Genomic DNA, 18,605 nt, shown 5'->3' on the forward strand with positions numbered 1-18,605 from the left:
ACCCTCCTAGATCGTCCGCCCAGCCTTGGCCCAATAGGGATCCCGCAGCCTCCGCTTGAAGATCTTGCCGGAGTCTTCTCGCGGCAAGTTCGACTGGATCTCCATCTGCTTCGGCACCTTGTAGTCGGCCAGCGCTTTCTTGAGGTCCGCGCGCACAGTCGCCAGGTCGAGCACCACGCCGGGCTGCGGCTCGATCACCGCCATCAGCGACTCGCCGAACTCCTCGTCGGGAATGCCGAACACGGCACAGTCATGGACGCCGGGCAGCGCATGCAGCGCGGATTCGATTTCCGCGGGATAGATATTGACGCCGCCGGAGATCACCATGTCGCGCTTGCGATCGCAGATGAAGACATAGCCGTCGGCATCGAGATAGCCGACATCGCCGGAGGTGATGAAGCCGTCGCGGTCGATCTCGGCGCGCTTTTCCGGTTTGTTGTGATAGGTGAAATCCGGATTGCCTGATATGCGCGAATAGATTTCGCCGATCTCGCCTTGCGGCAGGATCTGGCCGTCGTCGCCGAGGAAGCGCAATTCCGCGCCGGGCGCGATCTTGCCGACAGTACCCGGCTTCTTCAACGCGTCTTCGGAATTCGCGAAGGTCACCGCGCCGGATTCGGTGGAGCCGTAGAATTCGTAGATCACCGGGCCCCACCAGTCGATCATCGCGGTCTTGACGTCGGCCGGGCACGGCGCGGCGGCATGGATGATGTGGCGCAGCGACGACATGTCGTATTTCTTGCGGACGTCTTCCGGCAGCTTCATCAGCCGGATGAACATGGTCGGCACCATGAAGATGGTGTCGATCTTCTCGTCCTGCACCACGCGCAGGAATTCTTCGGGATCGAAGCGCGGCATCATCACCAGCGCGCCACCGAGGCGCCCGGCGCGCAGCGCGAAGGCATTGGGGGCCGAGTGATAGAGCGGTCCGGGCAGCAATGCGCGCGCGCCAGGCTTGAGGCCATAGACGCGTGCACGCATCTGGTCGGCGGAAGCCGCCTGCTCCGGTGTCGGCGCGAAACGGCGCACGCCCTTGGGATGACCCGTGGTGCCCGATGTGTAGATCATGTTGTGCGGCTGCGGCAGCGCGGGGCCGTCATAGGGCGCCTGCTCCTTGAGCCAGGATTCCAGATCGATGGCGCCGTCCGGGGTGCCGAGTCGTGCGGGATCGACCTTGTAATTGGCAATGATCTCCGGCGGCGTCGGCACGCTCAGCGACACGATGCCCTGCGGAATTGCCTCGCGCAGCTGATGCAGCATATCGGCATGAGCGATCAGGATATTGCTGCCGGAATCCTTGATCACATAAGTGATCTCTTCCGGCTTGAAGTGCCAGTTCACCGGTACGCCGTACGCGCCGAGCTGCGCCACCGCGTAGGCCGCTTCAAGAAACGCGATGTCGTTGCGCATCAGGATGCTGACGCTGTCACCCTGCTTGACGCCAAGCCGCGACAACCCGCCGGCAATGCGGCTCGCACGTTCGGTCAGTTCGGCAAAGCCGCGGCGGCGATCACCTGAGATGACGCCTTGGAAGAGGGAGTTTGTCGACATGGATACGTTTCCGGATTTTTGTTTTTGATTTTTGATGAACTCTTCGCCGTCATTGCGAGGAGCCCTTGCGACGAAGCAATCCAGTCTTCGTTTGTGACTTTCTGGATTGCTTCGCCCAAAGAAAGTTGGAAGTCCAACTTTCTCAGGGCTCGCAATGACGGCTGAGAACGTCGCGGGCTAATCCACAAATTTCGGCGCACGCTTCTCGATATTCGCACGCACGGCTTCGGTTTGGTTCGGTCCACCCATCAGCTTCATCTGCTCAACGGATTCGGCGAGCAGCGCCGGGCCGGGATCGACCGCGAGATTGTTAAGCATGCGCTTGGCGGCGCGGATCGCATCCGGACTCTTGCCGGCGATCTCGCGCGCCGTCTCAAGTGCCGCGGCACGCGGATCGTCGCAGATGCGCGTGGCGAGGCCGTAACTCAGGGCTTCCTGTGCCGAGAAGATGCGGCCGGTGTAAGTGAGGTCGCGCAGGATGTCGTCGCGCACGAGGCTGGCGAGGATCGGCGTGCCCGCCATGTCGGGCACGAGACCCCATTTGATTTCCATGACTGACATTCGCGTGTCCGGCGCGAGAAACCGCATATCGGCGCCGAGTGCGACCTGGAATCCGCCGCCAAAGGCGACGCCATGAACCGCCGCGATCACCGGCACCGGCAATTGACGCCAGCCCCACACGGCCTGCTGGGAATGATTGCAAAGACCGTGTGTGCGCAGTGACAGGTCGCGCTTCTGCGCGCCGCCAATACCGTCGCCGCCGCCCTCATTCATCGCGGCGAATCGTCCCATGTCGAGGCCGGCGCAGAACGCCCGGCCCTCGCCGGACAGCACCACCGCGCGCAGGCCCTTCTCGTGGCTCAGGCGCTCGGCGGTATCGACCAATGCCGCAAACATCGCCGCATCCAGCGCATTCATCTTGTCCGCGCGGACCAGCCGAACATCGGCAACGCCATCCGTCATGGACACAGAGATGCGGTCTTCCATGGGTGGTTTCCTTCCTAGACTTGTTTTTCTTCCCGCTTTACACGCAAGCGGTATCGGGTTTAGTCAATCAACTAATTAACCCGTCCGCATCCTCTTAAAGCAGGACCCTCCCATGTTCAATCAGCAGCTCCTCGCAGGCCGAAAAATCCTCGTCACCGGCGGTGGCACCGGTCTCGGCAAATCGATGGCGGCGAAATTCCTCGAACTCGGCGCCGAAGTGCATATCTGCGGTCGCCGCAAGGCTGTATGCGACGAGACCGCAACCGAGCTGATGGCGGAATTTGGCGGCAAGGTCTCCAGCCACGGCGTCGACATCCGCGACGCCGCGGCGGTCGATGCGATGATCGAAGGCATCTGGGCCGATGGTCCCCTCACCGACCTGATCAACAACGCCGCCGGAAATTTCATCTCGCGGACGCAGGACCTGTCGGCGCGCGGCTTCGACGCGGTCGCCAATACCGTGATGCACGGCACGTTCTACATGACCCATGCAGTCGGCCGGCGCTGGATCGCCGACAAGGTGCCGGGCAACGTGGTCTCGATCACCGTGACCTGGGTACGCAACGGCAGCCCCTACGTGGTGCCCTCCGCCATGAGCAAATCGGCGATCCATGCCATGACCATGTCGCTGGCCACCGAATGGGGCCGCTACGGCATCCGCCTCAACACCATCGCGCCCGGCGAAATCCCCACCGAAGGCATGAGCAAGCGCATCAAGCCCGGCGACGAGGCCGGCGCGCGCACCCGCGCGCAAAACCCGATGGGCCGCGTCGGCAAGATGGAAGAGCTGCAGAACCTCGCGGTGTTCCTGATCTCCGGCGGCTGCGACTGGATATCAGGCGAGACCATCGCCATGGACGGCGCGCAGGCTCTCGCCATGGGCGGCAACTTCTATCAGCTGCGCGACTGGTCCGATGCCGAATGGATCCAGGCACGCGACAGCATCAAAGCGCAGAACGAAAAGGACAAGGCGCAGCGGGGGTAAGGGCCGCAAAGTAATTCGACCGGCAGCGAGGCTCTCCCATGCGGGAGGCCTCGCTTTGTTTTTTGATCAACGCGCAACCTGCAACCGCTCGCGCGCAACCCTCATGGCCTCGTCTTCGGATGCGACCACCGCGGAACTGATGCCGAACGCCTTCGTCGCAAGTGCCGACTGGGCCTCCACGAGAACGCGTGTGACGGCATTCGGCTCGACGGCAATAATGGCACGGCAAAGCAGCGCGAGCGTCGCTTTGTTGCGCTTGAGCCAAAGCCCCCTCGCCTTGCGATCTTCATGCGCCTCATCGTGATGATGACTGACCATGATCATGACGAAAGGCTGCTTGCGGCCGATGAGATCGTCCATCTCGACCTCCCACTGCGCCGCACTTCCCGGCTGAAGCTCATCATGCCGGACCCACACGATCGGGAACGCCGCAACATCGTGAATGAGAAAGGCACCGTTATCGAGGCTCATCGTCGTCTCCTGACTGTTCGTTGATCTGCATGCGGAGATAGACCCGGTCGCTCAAACCCGTTAACGACATTCGGACGCAAAATAATGAGAACCGGCCATGCTGGAGCGGTTCTGAAAAGGCATGGTGTCATGACCTCGCTCACCGAGCGCCTCGACGGACCATCCGCAATCGCTATCTGGGGCAGCGATGAGCCCGGTGATGCATTTCGGCTCGGCACCCGCGAACTCGACTGGCATCATCACCGCCGCGGCCAGTTGTTCTGTATCGAAAGCGGATTGATCCGCCTGCACACGAAACAGGGCTCGTGGCTACTGCCGCCGCAGCGCATCGGCTGGCTGCCGCCCGGGCTCCATCACAAGGTGACCCTGAGCGGTGTACTGAGCGGATGGGGCGTGCTCCTGACGCCGGCCGCGAGCCGGACATTGCCGTCGCAGCCCTGCGTCATGGGTGTCAGCGATCTGCTGCGCGCGCTCGTCAGGCGCGCTGCGGGTTGGACGAATGCGGATCGGCTCACGCCGGCGCAGACGCGCGTCGTGGCCGTGCTGCTCGACGAAATCCGCGGTGCGCCGCAGGAGCCGCTGCATCTGCCGATGCCGACGGATATCCGCGCTTTGCGTATCGCCAATGCGCTGATCCGGCGGCCGCATGACGCGCGCACGCTGCATGAGCTTGGCGAATGGGCTGGCCTGTCGGAACGAACGGCACGTCGCATCTTCATGACGGAGACCGGCATGGGCTTCACGCAGTGGCGGCAGCAGGCGCGTCTCACGCTGGCGTTGGAACGGCTGGCCACCAATGAACCCGTCGCGGATGTCGCCGAAGCGCTCGGCTATGCCACGTCCAGCAACTTCATCGCGATGTTTCGACGGGCGTTTGGCGAGCCGCCCGCGCGCTATTTTGCAAAACAGCGCAGGACGCGCGACGCCGGGTGAGTGAAGTCCGCGCATATCTCACCGCACCGCAGCACCTTTCTCATCTTGTCAGCCCTCCCGGACACCCTCACACTCTCCGCAACTAAAAATAATCGGAGGGAGGGAGACACATGTCCGTTGCGGAAGCGGCCACGCTGGCCGATGTCATTCGCGTGCAAGCACAAACGCGCGGCGATTCAATTGCGCTGGTGTTCGAGGGCCGCGAGACCAGCTACAGATCACTCGACCGCAATGCCAACCGCGTCGCCAACGGGCTGATCGCGCTCGGCGTCAAGCCGAACGAGAGCATCGCCTATCTCGGCAAGAACAGCGACCTCTTCATCGAGCTTCTTGCCGGCACCGTGAAGGCCAAGGTGGTGACGGCGCCGGTGAACTGGCGGCTCGCCGGACCGGAGATCGCCTTCATTGTCGACGACGCCAAGGCAAGCGTCCTGTTCGTCGGTCCCGAATTCGTCGATCTCGTGCGCAGCCTCAAGCCACAAATGCCGGGCGTGCGTATCGTCATGACCATGGAAGGCGGCGCAACCGAGTGGCAGGACTTTACGGCCTGGCGCGACGCGCAGAGCGAGCGCGATCCTAACCTCACAATGGCCAAGGACGATGTCGCGATCCAGCTCTACACGTCGGGCACCACAGGAAAACCAAAAGGCGCGATGCTGTCGCATCAGAATTTCCTCTCACTGCTGCGCATCGGCGGCACCGACGAGAACCCCGACTGGAACGTCTGGACCGCCGACGACGTCTCGCTGGTGGCGATGCCGGTATTTCATATCGGCGGCGTCGGCTGGGCGGTGTTCGGCCTCTATCACGGCGCCAAGAGCGTGATCGCCAGGGAGTTCGATCCCAACAAGGTGCTCGATTTCTTCCGGGACTACGGCATCAGCAAACTGTTCCTGGTGCCGGCAGCGATGCAGTTCATCGTGCGGCAGCCGCGTGCGCGGGAGATGGATTTCAGCAAGTTGCGCTACATCATGTATGGCGCATCGCCGATCCCCGCCGCCCTGCTCAAGGAATGCATCAGCGTATTCGGCTGCGGCTTCGTGCAGATGTACGGGATGACCGAGACCACCGGTACCATCGTGGTGCTGGCCCCGGAAGATCACGTCGAGGGCCGCGACTGCATGCGTTCCGCCGGCAAGGCGCTACCGGGGATCGAGATCGCCATTCTCGATGTGAACGGCAAGCCGCTTGATGTGGGCGAGGTCGGCGAGATCGCGACGCGCTCGGCGTCCAATATGGTGGGCTACTGGAATCTGCCGGACGCCACCGCGCGCACGCTCGGCCGCGACAACTGGCTGCGCACCGGCGACGCCGGCTATCTCGACAAAGACGGCTTCCTCTACATCCACGACCGCATCAAGGACATGATCATCTCCGGCGGCGAGAACATCTATCCCGCCGAAGTGGAGAGCGCGATCTGCGATCATCCGGATGTGGCGGAGGTCGCCGTCATCGGTATTCCCGACGATACATGGGGCGAAGCGGTGAAGGCCGTGGTGGTGCTGAAGCCCGGCAAGGAGCTCGGCGCAACCGACCTGATGAAGTTCACGCGCGAGCGCATCGCGGGATTCAAGGCGCCGAAGACCATCGACTTCATTGCAGCGCTGCCGCGGAATGCGTCGGGCAAGATCCTGCGACGACAGTTGCGCGATCCTTATTGGGTCGGGAAAGAGCGGCAGGTGAACTGAGAACTTGTATAGCTGCCGCCTTATTCTATCGGCGCCGGGTATATCGATACAGCGAATGTGAGGAACTTCGTCATCTCGCTACCGCGCGGCACCTCCGGGATCATCCGATAGCGCTTTCAGCTAATTGTCTGACGGAGACGTTGAGCGTAGCGTCATGACGGTCGGCCGAACGGCTAGTGAACCTCGTGTGTCCGTTGTAGAGGCGCGAAGTCATGCGCGGCGAGATTCGTGACATCAGTTCAGGCAGGGGTAAGGACCCCGCCACCCCGCGCGTCGGAACGCCGCGTCGCCTTGCGGCGATCGTTGTGGGGGACATCTGCGGATATAGCCGCCTCATGGAACTCGACGAGGAAGAAACGCATGCGCGCGTCAAGCGCATCGAGCGTGACCTCATCGAGCCGAGCATTACCGAGCACGACGGCAAGCTCGTCAAAAGGACTGGCGATGGGTTCATTGCGATATTCGATAGTCCGGTCGAAGCCGTTCGGTGCGGCATCGTCATCCAGCAAAGCATGATCGGGCGCAACGCTGCGCTGCCAAAGAGTTCCTGGATCGAATATCGCATTGGCGTCAATCTGGGAGACGTGATCATCGAGCCCAATGATGTCTTCGGCGATGGCGTCAATATCGCCGCGCGCCTCGAGGGGATCGCCGACCCCGGCCAAGTGTACATCTCGGGTGGCATCTACGAGCAGATCAAGCACAAGCTCGTCTGCGGCTACGAGTCGCTTGGAGACCGCAAGATCAAGAACATTACCGATCCTGTGCGCGTTTACCGGGTGCTTCCTGATCCCGCGGCATTCAACAAGGCGCGGAAGCGGCGTGAACATGTTCTGATCATTTCGTTTTGCGCCATCCTGCTGGCTCTCGCAGGCGCCGGCGTCTGGTACATGAGGGCTTACCCGCGCGGTGAAATCGGCAATCAGGCGTCAGCTCCCGCGGCGCCTCCGCAAGAGACAGGAAATGCAAGCACCCGATCAGCGCCCGCGCCCGTCGCCAAACAAGCCCGGCCTGAACCTGCGCCGGCGGTAACGCCTGCCCCGCCCCCGCCGCCAGCACCACCAAAGCCGGTCATAGAGCCCGTCATGGTCCCGCTCCCTGGCGGGACCTTCGCCATGGGCAGCAATGACGACATATCGGAAAAGCCGGTCCACCAGGTCACGATCAAGCCTTTCGCGATCAGCAAGTATCCGGTCTCGGTTCGGGAATGGAACGCGTGCGCTGCTGCGAATGCATGCGCGTTTCTAGTGACAGGGCGGGACGACATTCCGGTCACGGATGTGAGCTGGACCGATGCCAAGCAGTTTGTCGCATGGCTCGCGAAGGAAACGCAAAAAGCCTTCCGGCTCCCGAGCGAGGCTGAATGGGAGTATGCCGCGCGTGGCGGCACGCAAATGAAATACTGGTGGGGCGATCAGCTCCAGCCCGGCATGGCCAATTGCAAGAACTGCACGGACGCCGCCGCCGAACAGCCGCTCAAGCTCGGCAGCCTGAAGCCAAATCCATTCGGGCTCTACGATATGGGTGGCGGCGTCAATCAATGGACAGAGGATTGCTGGCATAAGAACTATCAGGGTGCCCCGCAGAATGGCGCGCCATGGGTCGAGAACGACTGCGTCTCACACGTCATTCGATCGGGCTCCTGGAAAAACGATGCGCGTTACGTCCGACCCGCAAGCCGCGATGGCTACGACACCAATGTGCGATATCCGACCCACGGCTTCCGGATTGCCATTTCGTCCTGAGACCGCCCCCGAAGGAAAGGCTGCGTCATGAGGATCACCGGGCTCATCGTGTTGTCCGCCATGCTGTCAACGGCGCCCCTTGCAGTCCATGCGCAAGGAAAGTCCGCACCGAAGGATGCGGTCCTCTATTTCGTGTGGCCACAGGACAAAGCGGTGATCAAGGGTGGGTTCTGGTGTCGTTTCGGTTTGCGCAACATGGGCGTCACTCATGCAGGCGATAATTTCCAGAACAGCGGCCATCATCATTTGCTGATCGATGTGAATGACCCGCTCGATCCGAAGGAGCCGATCCCGCAGGACAAGTCGCATCTCCATTTCGGAGCCGGCCAGACCGAAGCACGCATCGAATTGCCCCCCGGCAAACATACGCTCCAGCTCGTGCTGGGAGACGGCGCTCACTATCCCTTCAACCCGCCCATCGTCTCGAACAAGATCACCGTGACAATCAAGTGAGCGTGCTTCCGACGCCGGGACGTGCGGCCTGCTCTGCCAGAACAAAAAAGGCCCGCTTGCGCGGGCCTTTCGAATTCATGTCGCTTGATCGCGTGTGGATCAGGCGGTCTTGGCGAACGACGTCGCCTTCGAGAAGTTGTCCTGCGCGCTCTTGGCGCCTTCCGACACGAGCTTGCCGAGATATTCGGTCGACGCCTTGGCGCGCGAGCTCAAAACTTCGCCATGGGCACGCACGAGATCGGTCTGCACCTGGAAGGCTTCGGTCAGCGATTTCGCCGAAGCGAGCTTGTCGATACCAGCGAAGAACGACTGGACGTCGGCATAGAACGCGTCCTGAACGTTGCGGCTGATCTTGGTCGCCTCAGAGACCGAGTTCGACACAGCGGTTTCGATGGCCGAGGTCACCTTCTCGGAATTGGCCTGGAAGTCGGCGGCCTTGTCCTTGGCAGTGCCGGCAGCGCGCTTGACGAAGTCACGGGTCGCTTCGGGCACTTCCATGTTCTGCAGCTTGGTGAACGCCTCGGTGACGGGCGCGAAAGCCTGCTTGACGTTGTTCAGCACGGAATTGGTTTCGGTTTCGATCGTCATGTTCGTCTCCATCCTCGGGTTGGGCCGCCTCTGCAAAGCTCATGCTTGCACTCAGGCTCGGCTCACCCCGTCCCGCCGTTGTGGGCCCGGGGTGCAACTTCTATGACATAGTAAATAATGCACTGCAACATCGATGGTGCATCGCAACATCACAAACCCGTGATATGCCCGGTAATCAGGCGGCGCCTGATGCATTAACGGGCTACCGCCAGAGATCTGAAACAGGAGAGTAACCGACGTGTTGATTTAGCTTTATAATTTAGCATTTCGAGCCGCGGATTCTTCGGATATCCAACTGGGCAAGGCAAATGGCACCTGCCCTTTAAGTCGGCAAACCGACCTCCCAACGCCTCGACGACCCCAGCCTTAAGTCGTGGGCCTGGCCGGTCTCCGGCCTCGCCTTTGCCATTGCATATTCGCCCCGCGCGCAGGCACACTCATCGGTAGAGCGCCGCAAAGGCGTCGGTGACCATGCGAGGGAGGGACGTATCATGGCGGAAGCCAGCAGGAAGCTGTCCTCAATGGACGCGTCGTTTCTGTATCTGGAAACGCCGGAGATGCCGATGCATGTCGGCAGCATGGCGATCTTTCGCCTGCCCGAGGATTACAAGGGCGACTTCTTCGAGGACTTCAAGGCGATGATCGCCTCGCGCCTCCATGTAGCGCCGATCCTCAAGGCCCGGCTGGAAAAGGCCCCGCTGGATATCGATCACCCCTCCTGGGTCGAGGACGACCAGTTCGACATCGACCGTCATATTTTTCGCGGCAGCCTGCCCGCGCCCCATGACCGTCCCACGCTGGAGCGCATCGTCGGCTGGATGCATGCCAAGCTGCTGAACCGCGCCCGGCCGCTGTGGGAGTTCTATGTTTTCGAGGGCATGAAGGACAACGAGATCGGCCTGTATTCGAAGATGCACCATGCCTGCATCGACGGCGGCGCCGGCGCGGCCCTCACCAGCATGATCTATGACGTGACACCGATCCCGCGCGAAATCGAAAAGCCGGAAGTGCGCGCCAAGCAGCGTCAGGAGCCGCGCGATATCGCAGCGAGCTTCATTGACTCCTACCAGCAGCTCTGGCGTCAGCCGCTGGAGAATTCCGGAAAAGGCATCGAACTGCCCCGCTCCGGAAAGAGCGATATCGGCTCGATCCTGTTCGACAACGCCATGTTCCAGATCGAGAGTGCGGTGAAATTCGCCGGCTCGATCCCGACCATGGTGAAGAGCGCGTCCGACGTGATGGCCAAAATCGCCGATCCGAAATCGCGCGACAGTCTCAACAGCATGCTGTCGCCGCCGACGCTGCTCAACAAAACCATCTCCTCGGAGCGCAGCTTTGCCGGCGTGTCGGTGCCGCTATCGGCGGCCAAGGCCGTGGCGAAGCAGGCTGGCGGCAAGCTCAACGACGTTGTGCTGGCGCTCTCATCAGGCGTGGTCCGGCGCTACCTCAAGGAAAAAGGCGCCCTACCCGCCAAGTCGCTGACTGCCGCAGTGCCGATCTCGCTGCGTGAGGAAGGCAACACCGATTCCAACAATCAGGTGTTTGGCATGATCTGCTCGATCGCCAGCAATATCGAGGATCCGAAGGAGCGGCTGGAAGCGATCATCGCGCAATCGACGAAGTCCAAGGAGATGTCGCATCCGCTGCGCGCATTGATGCCGCAGGTCTCCAACATCTCCATGCTGGGCGCACCGATCATGGTGCAGATCCTGGCGCTGCTTTACAGCCGGACCAACCTCTCCGACGTGTTGCCGCCGGCGGCCAACATCACGGTCTCCAATGTGCCCGGGCCGCGGCAAACGCTCTACGCGGCCGGCGCCGAGCTGTTGCACATCTTCCCGGTATCCATCGCCACCCATGGGCTGGCGCTGAATATCACCGTGCAGAGTTATCGCGACCAGCTCGATTTCGGCTTCATCGCCGGCGCCAACATCATCCCGCATGTGCAGGTGCTCGCCGACATGATGCCGGACGAATTCGCGCTGCTGCAGGCGGCGTTTGCGCCGCCCGACGTTCTCAAGACCGCCAGCTAGGGAATAACCATGATTGAAATGCCCCCGTTGCAGTTCGCCAAGCTGAACGGCATTCGCATGGGATATTACGACGCCGGCCCCATGAGCGACACACCGCCTGTGGTGCTGTGCCATGGCTGGCCGGAAATGGCATTCTCCTGGCGGCACCAGATCAAGGCACTGGCCGCCGCCGGCATCCGCGTCATCGCACCGGATCAGCGCGGCTACGGCGCGACGTCGCGGCCTGATGCGGTCGAGGACTACAGTATCGAACATCTCACCGGCGATCTCGTCGCATTGCTCGATCATCTCAAGATCGACAAGGCGATCTTCGTCGGCCACGACTGGGGCGGCTTCATCGTCTGGCAGATGCCGCTGCGGCATCGCGATCGCGTCGCCGGCGTGGTCGGCGTGAATACGCCGCACACCGATCGCGCACCGGTCGATCCCCTGCAGATCTACAAGAAGCGCTTCGGCGAGACGATGTATATCGTCCAGTTCCAGGATCCCGCGCGCGAGCCGGATCGCGTCTTCGGCGAGAATGTCGACAAGGCGTTCGACTTCTTCATGCGCAAGCCGATGCCACGCAAGCACGCCAACGTTGGCGAAGCGCCGGTCGGCGGCATCGGCGCGTCGTCGAAGACCAATCTGGCATTTCCGCAGATGGTCGCTGCTTACGATCCCGGGAAGGACCCGCGCCAGAAGATTCTCTCCGACGAGGAAAAGAAGATCTTCGTCGATGCCTTCAAGGAATCCGGCTTCACCGGCGGCATCAACTGGTATCGCAATATGAGCGCCAACTGGGCGCGCGCCGAAGGGCTCGATCACACCGTGCGCGTGCCCTCGCTGATGATCATGGCGGAGAACGACGCGGTGCTGCCGCCCTCCTCCGCGGATGGCATGGAAAACATCATTCCAGATCTGGAGAAATATCTGGTGAAAGACAGCGGTCACTGGACCCAGCAGGAAAAGCCCGACGAGGTCAGCCAGGTGCTGATCGACTGGCGGCGAAGACGGTTTGGATGATCCGTAGGATGGGTAGAGCTCTTGCGAAACCCATCACGGCCGGGTGCAGGATTTTGATGGGTTTCGCGAAGACGCTCTACCCATCCTACGCAACAGGAAACGCTTGAGAATGTCCTCCACCAACAAACTCGCCCCGATCCCGCATCCGCCCAAGAAGCCGGTGGTGGGCAACATGCTGTCGCTGGACGCCAATGCGCCGGTGCAGGATCTGGCGCGGCTAGCCAAGGAGCTCGGGCCGATCTTCTGGCTGGACATGATGGGATCGCCCATCGTGATCGTCGGCGGCCACGATCTCGTGGACGAGCTCAGCGACGAGAAGCGCTTCGACAAGGCGGTGCGCGGCGCGCTGCGCCGGGTCCGCGCGGTCGGCGGCGACGGACTGTTTACGGCGGATACCAAGGAGCCGAACTGGACCAAGGCCCACAACATCCTGCTGCAGCCGTTCGGCAACCGCGCGATGCAATCCTATCACCCGAGCATGGTGGATATCGCCGAGCAGCTGGTGAAGAAATGGGAACGTCTCAACACCGACGAGGAAATCGACGTCGTCCATGACATGACGGCGCTGACGCTGGATACCATCGGCCTGTGCGGTTTCGACTATCGCTTCAACTCGTTCTACCGCAGCGACTATCACCCGTTCGTGGAATCGCTGGTGCGCTCGCTCGAGACCATCATGATGACCCGCGGCCTGCCGCTGGAAAGTCTGTGGATGCAGAAGCGCCGCCGCGATCTCGCCGGCGACGTCGCTTTCATGAACTCCATGGTCGACGAGATCATCGCCGAGCGCCGCAAGAATGCCGAGGCGACCGAGGCCAAGCAGGACATGCTCGGCGCCATGATGACCGGCGTCGACCGCGCGACTGGCGAACAGCTCGACGATGTCAACATTCGCTACCAGATCAACACCTTCCTGATCGCCGGCCACGAGACCACGTCGGGTCTGCTGTCATGCGCGATCTACGCGATGCTGAAACATCCGGAGGTGCTGAAGAAGGCCTATGAGGAAGTCGACCGTGTCTTCGGCCCCGATGTGAATGCCAAGCCGACCTATCAGCAGGTCACGCAGCTGCATTACGTCACGCAGATCCTGAAGGAGTCGCTGCGGCTGTGGCCGCCGGCGCCGGCCTATGGCATCGCGCCGGTGCAGGACGAAACCATCGGCGGCGGCAAGTACAAGCTGCGCAAGGGCACTTTCGTTACCATCCTGGTGCTGGCGCTGCATCGCGATCCCTCGGTCTGGGGACCCAATCCCGACGCCTTCGATCCCGAAAATTTCTCGAAGGAAGCCGAGGCCGCACGGCCGATCAACGCCTGGAAGCCGTTCGGCAATGGCCAGCGCGCCTGTATCGGCCGCGGCTTCGCCATGCATGAAGCGGCGCTAGCGCTCGGCATGATCCTGCAGCGCTTCAAGATGACCGACCACAAACGCTACCAGATGGTGCTGAAGGAAACGCTGACCATCAAGCCCGACGGTTTCAAGATCAAAGTGCGCCCGCGCCACGATCACGAGCGCGGCGCCTATGCGGGCCGCACAAGCGCGGCCACCTCGGCTGCTGCACCGCTCGCGCCCGTGGCCACGGGCCGTGCGCGGCCCAGCCACAACACACCGCTGCTGGTGCTCTATGGCTCCAATCTCGGCACCGCCGAGGAACTGGCGACACGCGTCGCCGATCTCGCCGAAGTCAACGGCTTCACCACCAAGCTGGCGCCGCTCGACGATTTCGTCGGCAAGCTGCCGACCGATGGCGGCGTGCTGATCTTCTGCGCGTCCTACAACGGCGCGGCACCGGACAATGCGACGCAATTCGTCAACTGGCTCGGCACCGACCTGCCCAAGGGCGCCTTTGCCAAGGTGCGCTATGCCGTGTTCGGCTGCGGCAACAGTGACTGGCTCGCGACCTATCAATCAATCCCTAGATATATCGACGACAAGCTGCGCGAACATGGCGCGACCAACGCCTATGTGCGCGGTGAAGGCGATGCGCGCGACGATCTCGACGGCCAGTTCGAGGACTGGTTCGCGAAACTGCGTCCGCTCGCGGTGAAGGAATTCGGCCTCGACACCGGCTTCGAGCGCAGCGCCGACGATGCGCCGCTCTATCAGATCGAACCTGTCGCGCCGAGCGCGGTGAACACCGTCGTCGCCCTCGGCGGCGTGGTCCCGATGAAGGTGCTGGGCAACAGGGAATTGCAGAACGGCGCGTCGGATCGCTCGACACGTCATATCGAGATCGAATTACCCGCGGGGACCTGCTACCGGGTCGGCGATCATCTCAGCGTGGTGCCGCGCAACGATCCCGCGTTGGTCGACGCCGTCGCGCGCCGCTTCGGCTTCCTGCCGGATGACCAGATCCGGCTGCAGGTCGCGGAAGGCCGCCGCGCGCAACTGCCGGTCGGCGACGTGGTCTCGGTTGGCCGACTGCTGACGGAGTTCGTCGAGCTGCAACAGGTCGCCACCCGCAAGCAGATCCAGATCATGGCAGAGAACACCCGATGCCCGATGACCAAGCCGAAACTGCTCGGTTATGTCGGCGACGATCCCGCGGCAAGCGAGCGCTATCGCAGTGACATCCTCGCCAAACGCAAATCGGTGTTCGACCTCCTCGAAGAACATCCGGCCTGCGAATTGCCGTTCCACACCTATCTGGAAATGCTGTCACTGTTGGCGCCACGCTATTACTCGATCTCGTCGTCACCGCAAGGCGAGACGTCACGCTGCAGCGTCACCACAGCCGTCGTTCAAGGCCCCGCGCATTCCGGCCGCGGCATCTATAAGGGCGTCTGCTCCAACTATCTCAGCGGCCGCCGCGCCGGCGATACCGTGCATGCCATCGTGCGCGAGACCAAGGCCGGTTTCCGCCTGCCCGCCGATCCCCTTGTGCCGCTGATCATGATCGGACCGGGAACAGGTCTCGCGCCGTTCCGCGGCTTCCTGCAGGAACGCGCCGCACGCAAGGCGCAAGGCGCCGTGCTCGGTCCCGCGCTGCTGTTCTTCGGCTGCCGCCATCCCGATCAGGACTTTCTCTATGCCGAGGAGCTGAAGGGTTTCGCCGCCGATGGTATCTGTGAACTACACACCGCCTTCTCGCGCGGTGATGTACCGAAGACCTATGTGCAGCACCTCATCACCCAGCAGAAGAACCGCGTCTGGGATCTGATTAAGCAAGGCGCCATTACTTATGTCTGCGGCGACGGCGGCAAGATGGAGCCGGACGTGAAAGCGGCGCTGATGGCAATCCAGCGCGAACGCAGCGGCGGCGATGACGCTGCGGCGCTGACCTGGATCGACGATCTCGGCACACGCAATCGCTACGTGCTCGACGTCTGGGCCGGGAGTTAGCGAGAGGCTGATACCAGTTCCATTGTCACAATCGGTGTCACAAAAGCCCGCGCGCGCTGTCATAATTGCCATACGCGCAATCTCTCATTAATCGCTGCGACGATTTGTTTGGCGCATGACGCGGTTGTCACTTTTTCGCAGGGACTTTCCGTGTCATATGTTTGACATGAGCCCACGTTCCGCCCGATCCCCCGAACCGACTGATGTCCCGTACGAGCCGCCACAGCTGGCGCGCGCGAACGGGATCGATATCTGTTACGACATCTTCGGCTATTCGGACGCGGAACCGATGGTGATGATCATGGGCCTCGGCGCCCAGATGATTCACTGGGACGACGACTTCTGCCGCGAATTGGCCAGCAATGGCTTTCGGGTGATCCGCTTCGACAACCGCGACATCGGCCTGTCCTCCAAGATGGCCGGCGGCAAGCCGTTCACTCTGTACGAACTGGCCAAGCTGCGTTTTCTCGGTACGCCCGTCTCCGCCCCCTACAAGCTGAGCGACATGGCGACCGACGTCGTGGCCCTGCTCGACGTGCTGCGCATCCGCTCCGCGCATGTGGTCGGCGCATCGATGGGCGGCATGATCGCGCAGGAGATGGCGATCACTTATCCGGAGCGCCTGCGCTCGCTGACCTCGATCATGTCGACCACCGGCAATCCGCGCCTGCCGCAGCCGAGCCGCGCGGTGTCACTGTTGCTGCTGAAGCCACAGCCGACCGGCTATGATGCGTTCCTCGAACGCTTCAAGCAGACCTGGCTGTTCCTGCGCGTTGGCAGCTTCCCCGACGACGAAGCCAGGGATCTCGACCGCGCCGAGCGGACCTATGCCCGCGGCCTGAGCCCGGCCGGCGTCGGCCGGCAACTCCGCGCCATCCTCGCGTCGGGCAGCCGTAAAGAGAGGCTCGCAACGGTCACCGCGCCGACGCTGGTGATCCACGGCAAGATCGATCCCCTGGTGCATCCGGCCGCCGGCCGCGACACGGCGGCGTCGATTCCCGGCGCAAAGCTGATGATGGTCGACCGGATGGGCCACGCTCTGCCGATCTCGATGTGGTCCCTGGTGATCGACGCCATCTCGCGGCATGCGCATGGCGCGAAGCTGCAGCAGCCGCTGCAGGTCAACGCGCGCCGCGCGGGCTGAGCCCGCGTCTACTTCTTGTCCTTCGGCTTCACACCGAGGCCGGCCATGTTGGCGAACATCTCCTGGAAGCGCTCGCCCATCTTCGGATCGAACGAGAACCAGCTCTGCATGATCGACTCCGGCGAGAACTTGTCGATGTTGTCCATCATCTTCTTCTGCATCTGATCCATCATCGCCGACTGCATCGGCTGCACATCAGGCAGCCCCAGGAATTCGCGCGCCTCGAGCGGCGTGCAGTCCACGGTGACGATCACTTTCATTATCAGCTCCTGAGGCAAACCGGCCGCTCACGCGAACATGGCGGTGCAGCGGCAGTATCGCCGCTGACGCCTGCCCGATGCAAGCGATGTGACATTTACATTGCAGTTGCGAGATGTCAGCCGAAGCGTTCGGCCGCGAAGGCCTTGGGATCGGTGAAGGGCGTGACGCCCGTCACCATGTCCGCAATCAGACGGCCGGTCACCGGCCCGAGCGTGAAGCCATGATGCTGGTGGCCGAAATCGAACCACAGGCCCTTGTGGCGTGGCGCCTTGCCGATCACCGGCAGCATGTCCGGCAGGCATGGCCGCGCGCCCATCCAGGGCTTCGCCTCGACGGGATTGCCGAGCGGGAAGGTCTGCCGTGCGATCGGCAGCGCCCGTTCGATCTGCGCCGGCGTCGGCGGCGCATCGCGGAGCGCGAATTCGGCGCCGGTGGTCAGCCGGATGCCGCGATTCATCGGCGCCAGCAGATAGCCGCGATCGGCATCGAGAACCGGATGGCGCAGCACCGCATTGCCGGATGGCGCCAGATGGATGTGATAGCCGCGCTTGCTCTTGAGCGGGATGTTGTAGCCGAGCGGCCGAAACACCTGATCCGACCATGGCCCGAGCGCGACCACGACATCGCGCGCGACCAGAGCGCCGTTCGGCCCGGCCACGCGCCATTTGCCGTCGCTCTGCTCCAGCGTCCGGGCGTCGGCGGCGATGAAGCGACCTCCCTTGCGGATGAACAGCGCGGCATAGGCTTTTGCGAGGCCGCCCGGATCGGGCACGAAGCCCGGCGACGTCCAATGTATGGCACCGGCAAAATCGGTGGACAGGTTCGGCTCCTGCTCCGCAATGGCGGCGGCGTCCAGAACGTCGCCCGGCACGCCATAGGCGCGATGGCGTTCGAGATCTGCGATGCCTTTCGCCAGCGTAGCCTCGGAGCGAAACGCGTTGATCCATCCCATCCGGCGCAGAAGCTCCGGCACGCCGGCCTCCGCGATCAGGGCCTCGTGCTCGGTCAGGCTACGCTGGATCAGCGGCAGCGCCGCCATCGCACTGCGGAGCGCTCCCTCAGGCGACGAGTTCAGGAAATATCTGACGATCCATGGCAGCATGCCGGGCAGCGCGTTGAGATGATAGTGCACCTCGGGCGCGCGGTTCAGCGCATATTTAAAGAGCTTGGTGAGATCGCGCGGCAGCATATAAGGGAAAACCGAACAGCACTGGATCAGCCCGGCATTGCCATAGCTGGTTTCCTCGCCGGCCTTCTCATGCCGGTCGACCAGCACCACATTGCGGCCGCGCGCCTGCAGATGCAGCGCCGCCGACACACCGACCATACCTGCGCCAAGCACAAGCACATCAGCCTTGAGTTCCGCCATTCCTGCTCCGAAATCTTGCCGTTCTGGCGGTCCTATTAGCGCTGTGTCG

The 18,605-nt window shown here is 62.5% G+C and carries 15 protein-coding genes; 9 read left to right on the top strand and 6 right to left on the bottom strand.

Going from position 1 to position 18,605, the window contains the following annotated elements; genetic code table 11:
- Positions 1-6: 6 nt before the first annotated feature.
- Both AB7783_RS13875 and AB7783_RS13880 read right to left on the bottom strand, forming a co-directional pair.
- Positions 7-1,551 carry an acyl-CoA synthetase gene (locus AB7783_RS13875; RefSeq protein WP_441277951.1) on the bottom strand — a complete coding sequence of 515 codons (1,545 nt, stop codon included), beginning with the start codon at positions 1,549-1,551 and terminating at the stop codon, positions 7-9.
- A 177-nt stretch (positions 1,552-1,728) separates the two neighbouring features.
- A complete protein-coding gene (locus AB7783_RS13880) occupies positions 1,729-2,538 on the bottom strand; it encodes a crotonase/enoyl-CoA hydratase family protein (RefSeq protein ID WP_089265116.1) in 810 nt (269 codons plus the stop codon).
- A 112-nt stretch (positions 2,539-2,650) separates the two neighbouring features.
- Between AB7783_RS13880 and AB7783_RS13885 the strand changes: the two genes are divergently transcribed.
- Complete coding sequence (locus AB7783_RS13885; protein WP_089265117.1) at positions 2,651-3,523, top strand: SDR family oxidoreductase; 873 nt, start codon at positions 2,651-2,653, stop codon at positions 3,521-3,523.
- Positions 3,524-3,589: 66 nt separating this feature from the next.
- Here AB7783_RS13885 and AB7783_RS13890 read toward each other — a convergent pair whose 3' ends face one another.
- The gene (locus tag AB7783_RS13890) at positions 3,590-3,994 is read right to left on the bottom strand and encodes a hypothetical protein (protein ID WP_441277952.1); all 405 of its coding nucleotides are present in this window, start codon (positions 3,992-3,994) and stop codon (positions 3,590-3,592) included.
- Positions 3,995-4,123: 129 nt separating this feature from the next.
- On the opposite strand from AB7783_RS13890, the gene AB7783_RS13895 reads away from it, so the two are divergent.
- From AB7783_RS13895 to AB7783_RS13910, 4 genes are all read left to right on the top strand, one after another.
- Positions 4,124-4,927 carry an AraC family transcriptional regulator gene (locus AB7783_RS13895; RefSeq protein WP_441277953.1) on the top strand — a complete coding sequence of 268 codons (804 nt, stop codon included), beginning with the start codon at positions 4,124-4,126 and terminating at the stop codon, positions 4,925-4,927.
- A 110-nt stretch (positions 4,928-5,037) separates the two neighbouring features.
- Positions 5,038-6,615 carry a fatty acid--CoA ligase gene (locus tag AB7783_RS13900; protein WP_441277954.1) on the top strand — a complete coding sequence of 526 codons (1,578 nt, stop codon included), beginning with the start codon at positions 5,038-5,040 and terminating at the stop codon, positions 6,613-6,615.
- A 212-nt stretch (positions 6,616-6,827) separates the two neighbouring features.
- Positions 6,828-8,360 (top strand): SUMF1/EgtB/PvdO family nonheme iron enzyme, encoded by a 1,533-nt coding sequence (locus tag AB7783_RS13905; protein WP_441277955.1) that lies wholly within the window; start codon positions 6,828-6,830, stop codon positions 8,358-8,360.
- A gap of 27 nt (positions 8,361-8,387) precedes the next feature.
- The gene (locus AB7783_RS13910) at positions 8,388-8,813 is read left to right on the top strand and encodes a DUF4399 domain-containing protein (RefSeq protein ID WP_089265122.1); all 426 of its coding nucleotides are present in this window, start codon (positions 8,388-8,390) and stop codon (positions 8,811-8,813) included.
- A gap of 99 nt (positions 8,814-8,912) precedes the next feature.
- On the opposite strand, the gene AB7783_RS13915 is transcribed toward AB7783_RS13910, so the two are convergent.
- On the bottom strand, positions 8,913-9,401 hold the full coding sequence (locus AB7783_RS13915) for a phasin family protein (RefSeq protein ID WP_244527903.1): 489 nt from the start codon (positions 9,399-9,401) through the stop codon (positions 8,913-8,915).
- Between the two features lie 491 nt (positions 9,402-9,892).
- On the opposite strand from AB7783_RS13915, the gene AB7783_RS13920 reads away from it, so the two are divergent.
- The 4 genes from AB7783_RS13920 (at position 9,893) to AB7783_RS13935 (ending at position 16,926) form a co-directional block, all read left to right on the top strand.
- Positions 9,893-11,434, top strand: a complete 1,542-nt coding sequence (locus AB7783_RS13920; protein WP_068735749.1) for a WS/DGAT/MGAT family O-acyltransferase — start codon at positions 9,893-9,895, stop codon at positions 11,432-11,434.
- Between the two features lie 9 nt (positions 11,435-11,443).
- A complete protein-coding gene (locus tag AB7783_RS13925) occupies positions 11,444-12,439 on the top strand; it encodes an alpha/beta fold hydrolase (RefSeq protein ID WP_441277956.1) in 996 nt (331 codons plus the stop codon).
- 109 nt (positions 12,440-12,548) lie between these two features.
- Positions 12,549-15,782 carry a bifunctional cytochrome P450/NADPH--P450 reductase gene (locus AB7783_RS13930; RefSeq protein WP_441277957.1) on the top strand — a complete coding sequence of 1,078 codons (3,234 nt, stop codon included), beginning with the start codon at positions 12,549-12,551 and terminating at the stop codon, positions 15,780-15,782.
- 166 nt (positions 15,783-15,948) lie between these two features.
- A complete protein-coding gene (locus tag AB7783_RS13935) occupies positions 15,949-16,926 on the top strand; it encodes an alpha/beta fold hydrolase (protein ID WP_441277958.1) in 978 nt (325 codons plus the stop codon).
- An 8-nt stretch (positions 16,927-16,934) separates the two neighbouring features.
- Here the strand turns inward: AB7783_RS13935 and AB7783_RS13940 are convergent, their stop codons facing one another.
- The gene (locus tag AB7783_RS13940; RefSeq protein WP_068735746.1) at positions 16,935-17,186 is read right to left on the bottom strand and encodes a DUF6489 family protein; all 252 of its coding nucleotides are present in this window, start codon (positions 17,184-17,186) and stop codon (positions 16,935-16,937) included.
- Positions 17,187-17,302: 116 nt separating this feature from the next.
- Positions 17,303-18,556 carry an FAD-dependent oxidoreductase gene (locus AB7783_RS13945; RefSeq protein ID WP_120291299.1) on the bottom strand — a complete coding sequence of 418 codons (1,254 nt, stop codon included), beginning with the start codon at positions 18,554-18,556 and terminating at the stop codon, positions 17,303-17,305.
- Between the last annotated feature and the right edge of the window lie 49 nt (positions 18,557-18,605).

This window comes from Tardiphaga sp. 172_B4_N1_3 (assembly GCF_052076035.1).
Lineage (GTDB): Bacteria > Pseudomonadota > Alphaproteobacteria > Rhizobiales > Xanthobacteraceae > Tardiphaga > Tardiphaga robiniae.

Excerpts from the sequence above, each read along its gene's own strand:
- AB7783_RS13910 (WP_089265122.1), top strand. The coding sequence starts at position 8,388 with ATGAGGATCACCGGGCTCATCGTGTTGTCCGCCATGCTGTCAACGGCG.
- AB7783_RS13940 (WP_068735746.1), bottom strand. The coding sequence starts at position 17,186 with ATGAAAGTGATCGTCACCGTGGACTGCACGCCGCTCGAGGCGCGCGAA.
- AB7783_RS13885 (WP_089265117.1), top strand. The coding sequence starts at position 2,651 with ATGTTCAATCAGCAGCTCCTCGCAGGCCGAAAAATCCTCGTCACCGGC.
- AB7783_RS13945 (WP_120291299.1), bottom strand. The coding sequence starts at position 18,556 with ATGGCGGAACTCAAGGCTGATGTGCTTGTGCTTGGCGCAGGTATGGTC.
- AB7783_RS13895 (WP_441277953.1), top strand. The coding sequence starts at position 4,124 with ATGACCTCGCTCACCGAGCGCCTCGACGGACCATCCGCAATCGCTATC.
- AB7783_RS13880 (WP_089265116.1), bottom strand. The coding sequence starts at position 2,538 with ATGGAAGACCGCATCTCTGTGTCCATGACGGATGGCGTTGCCGATGTT.
- AB7783_RS13900 (WP_441277954.1), top strand. The coding sequence starts at position 5,038 with ATGTCCGTTGCGGAAGCGGCCACGCTGGCCGATGTCATTCGCGTGCAA.
- AB7783_RS13935 (WP_441277958.1), top strand. The coding sequence starts at position 15,949 with ATGAGCCCACGTTCCGCCCGATCCCCCGAACCGACTGATGTCCCGTAC.
- AB7783_RS13920 (WP_068735749.1), top strand. The coding sequence starts at position 9,893 with ATGGCGGAAGCCAGCAGGAAGCTGTCCTCAATGGACGCGTCGTTTCTG.
- AB7783_RS13905 (WP_441277955.1), top strand. The coding sequence starts at position 6,828 with ATGCGCGGCGAGATTCGTGACATCAGTTCAGGCAGGGGTAAGGACCCC.
- AB7783_RS13915 (WP_244527903.1), bottom strand. The coding sequence starts at position 9,401 with ATGACGATCGAAACCGAAACCAATTCCGTGCTGAACAACGTCAAGCAG.
- AB7783_RS13890 (WP_441277952.1), bottom strand. The coding sequence starts at position 3,994 with ATGAGCCTCGATAACGGTGCCTTTCTCATTCACGATGTTGCGGCGTTC.
- AB7783_RS13930 (WP_441277957.1), top strand. The coding sequence starts at position 12,549 with ATGTCCTCCACCAACAAACTCGCCCCGATCCCGCATCCGCCCAAGAAG.
- AB7783_RS13925 (WP_441277956.1), top strand. The coding sequence starts at position 11,444 with ATGATTGAAATGCCCCCGTTGCAGTTCGCCAAGCTGAACGGCATTCGC.
- AB7783_RS13875 (WP_441277951.1), bottom strand. The coding sequence starts at position 1,551 with ATGTCGACAAACTCCCTCTTCCAAGGCGTCATCTCAGGTGATCGCCGC.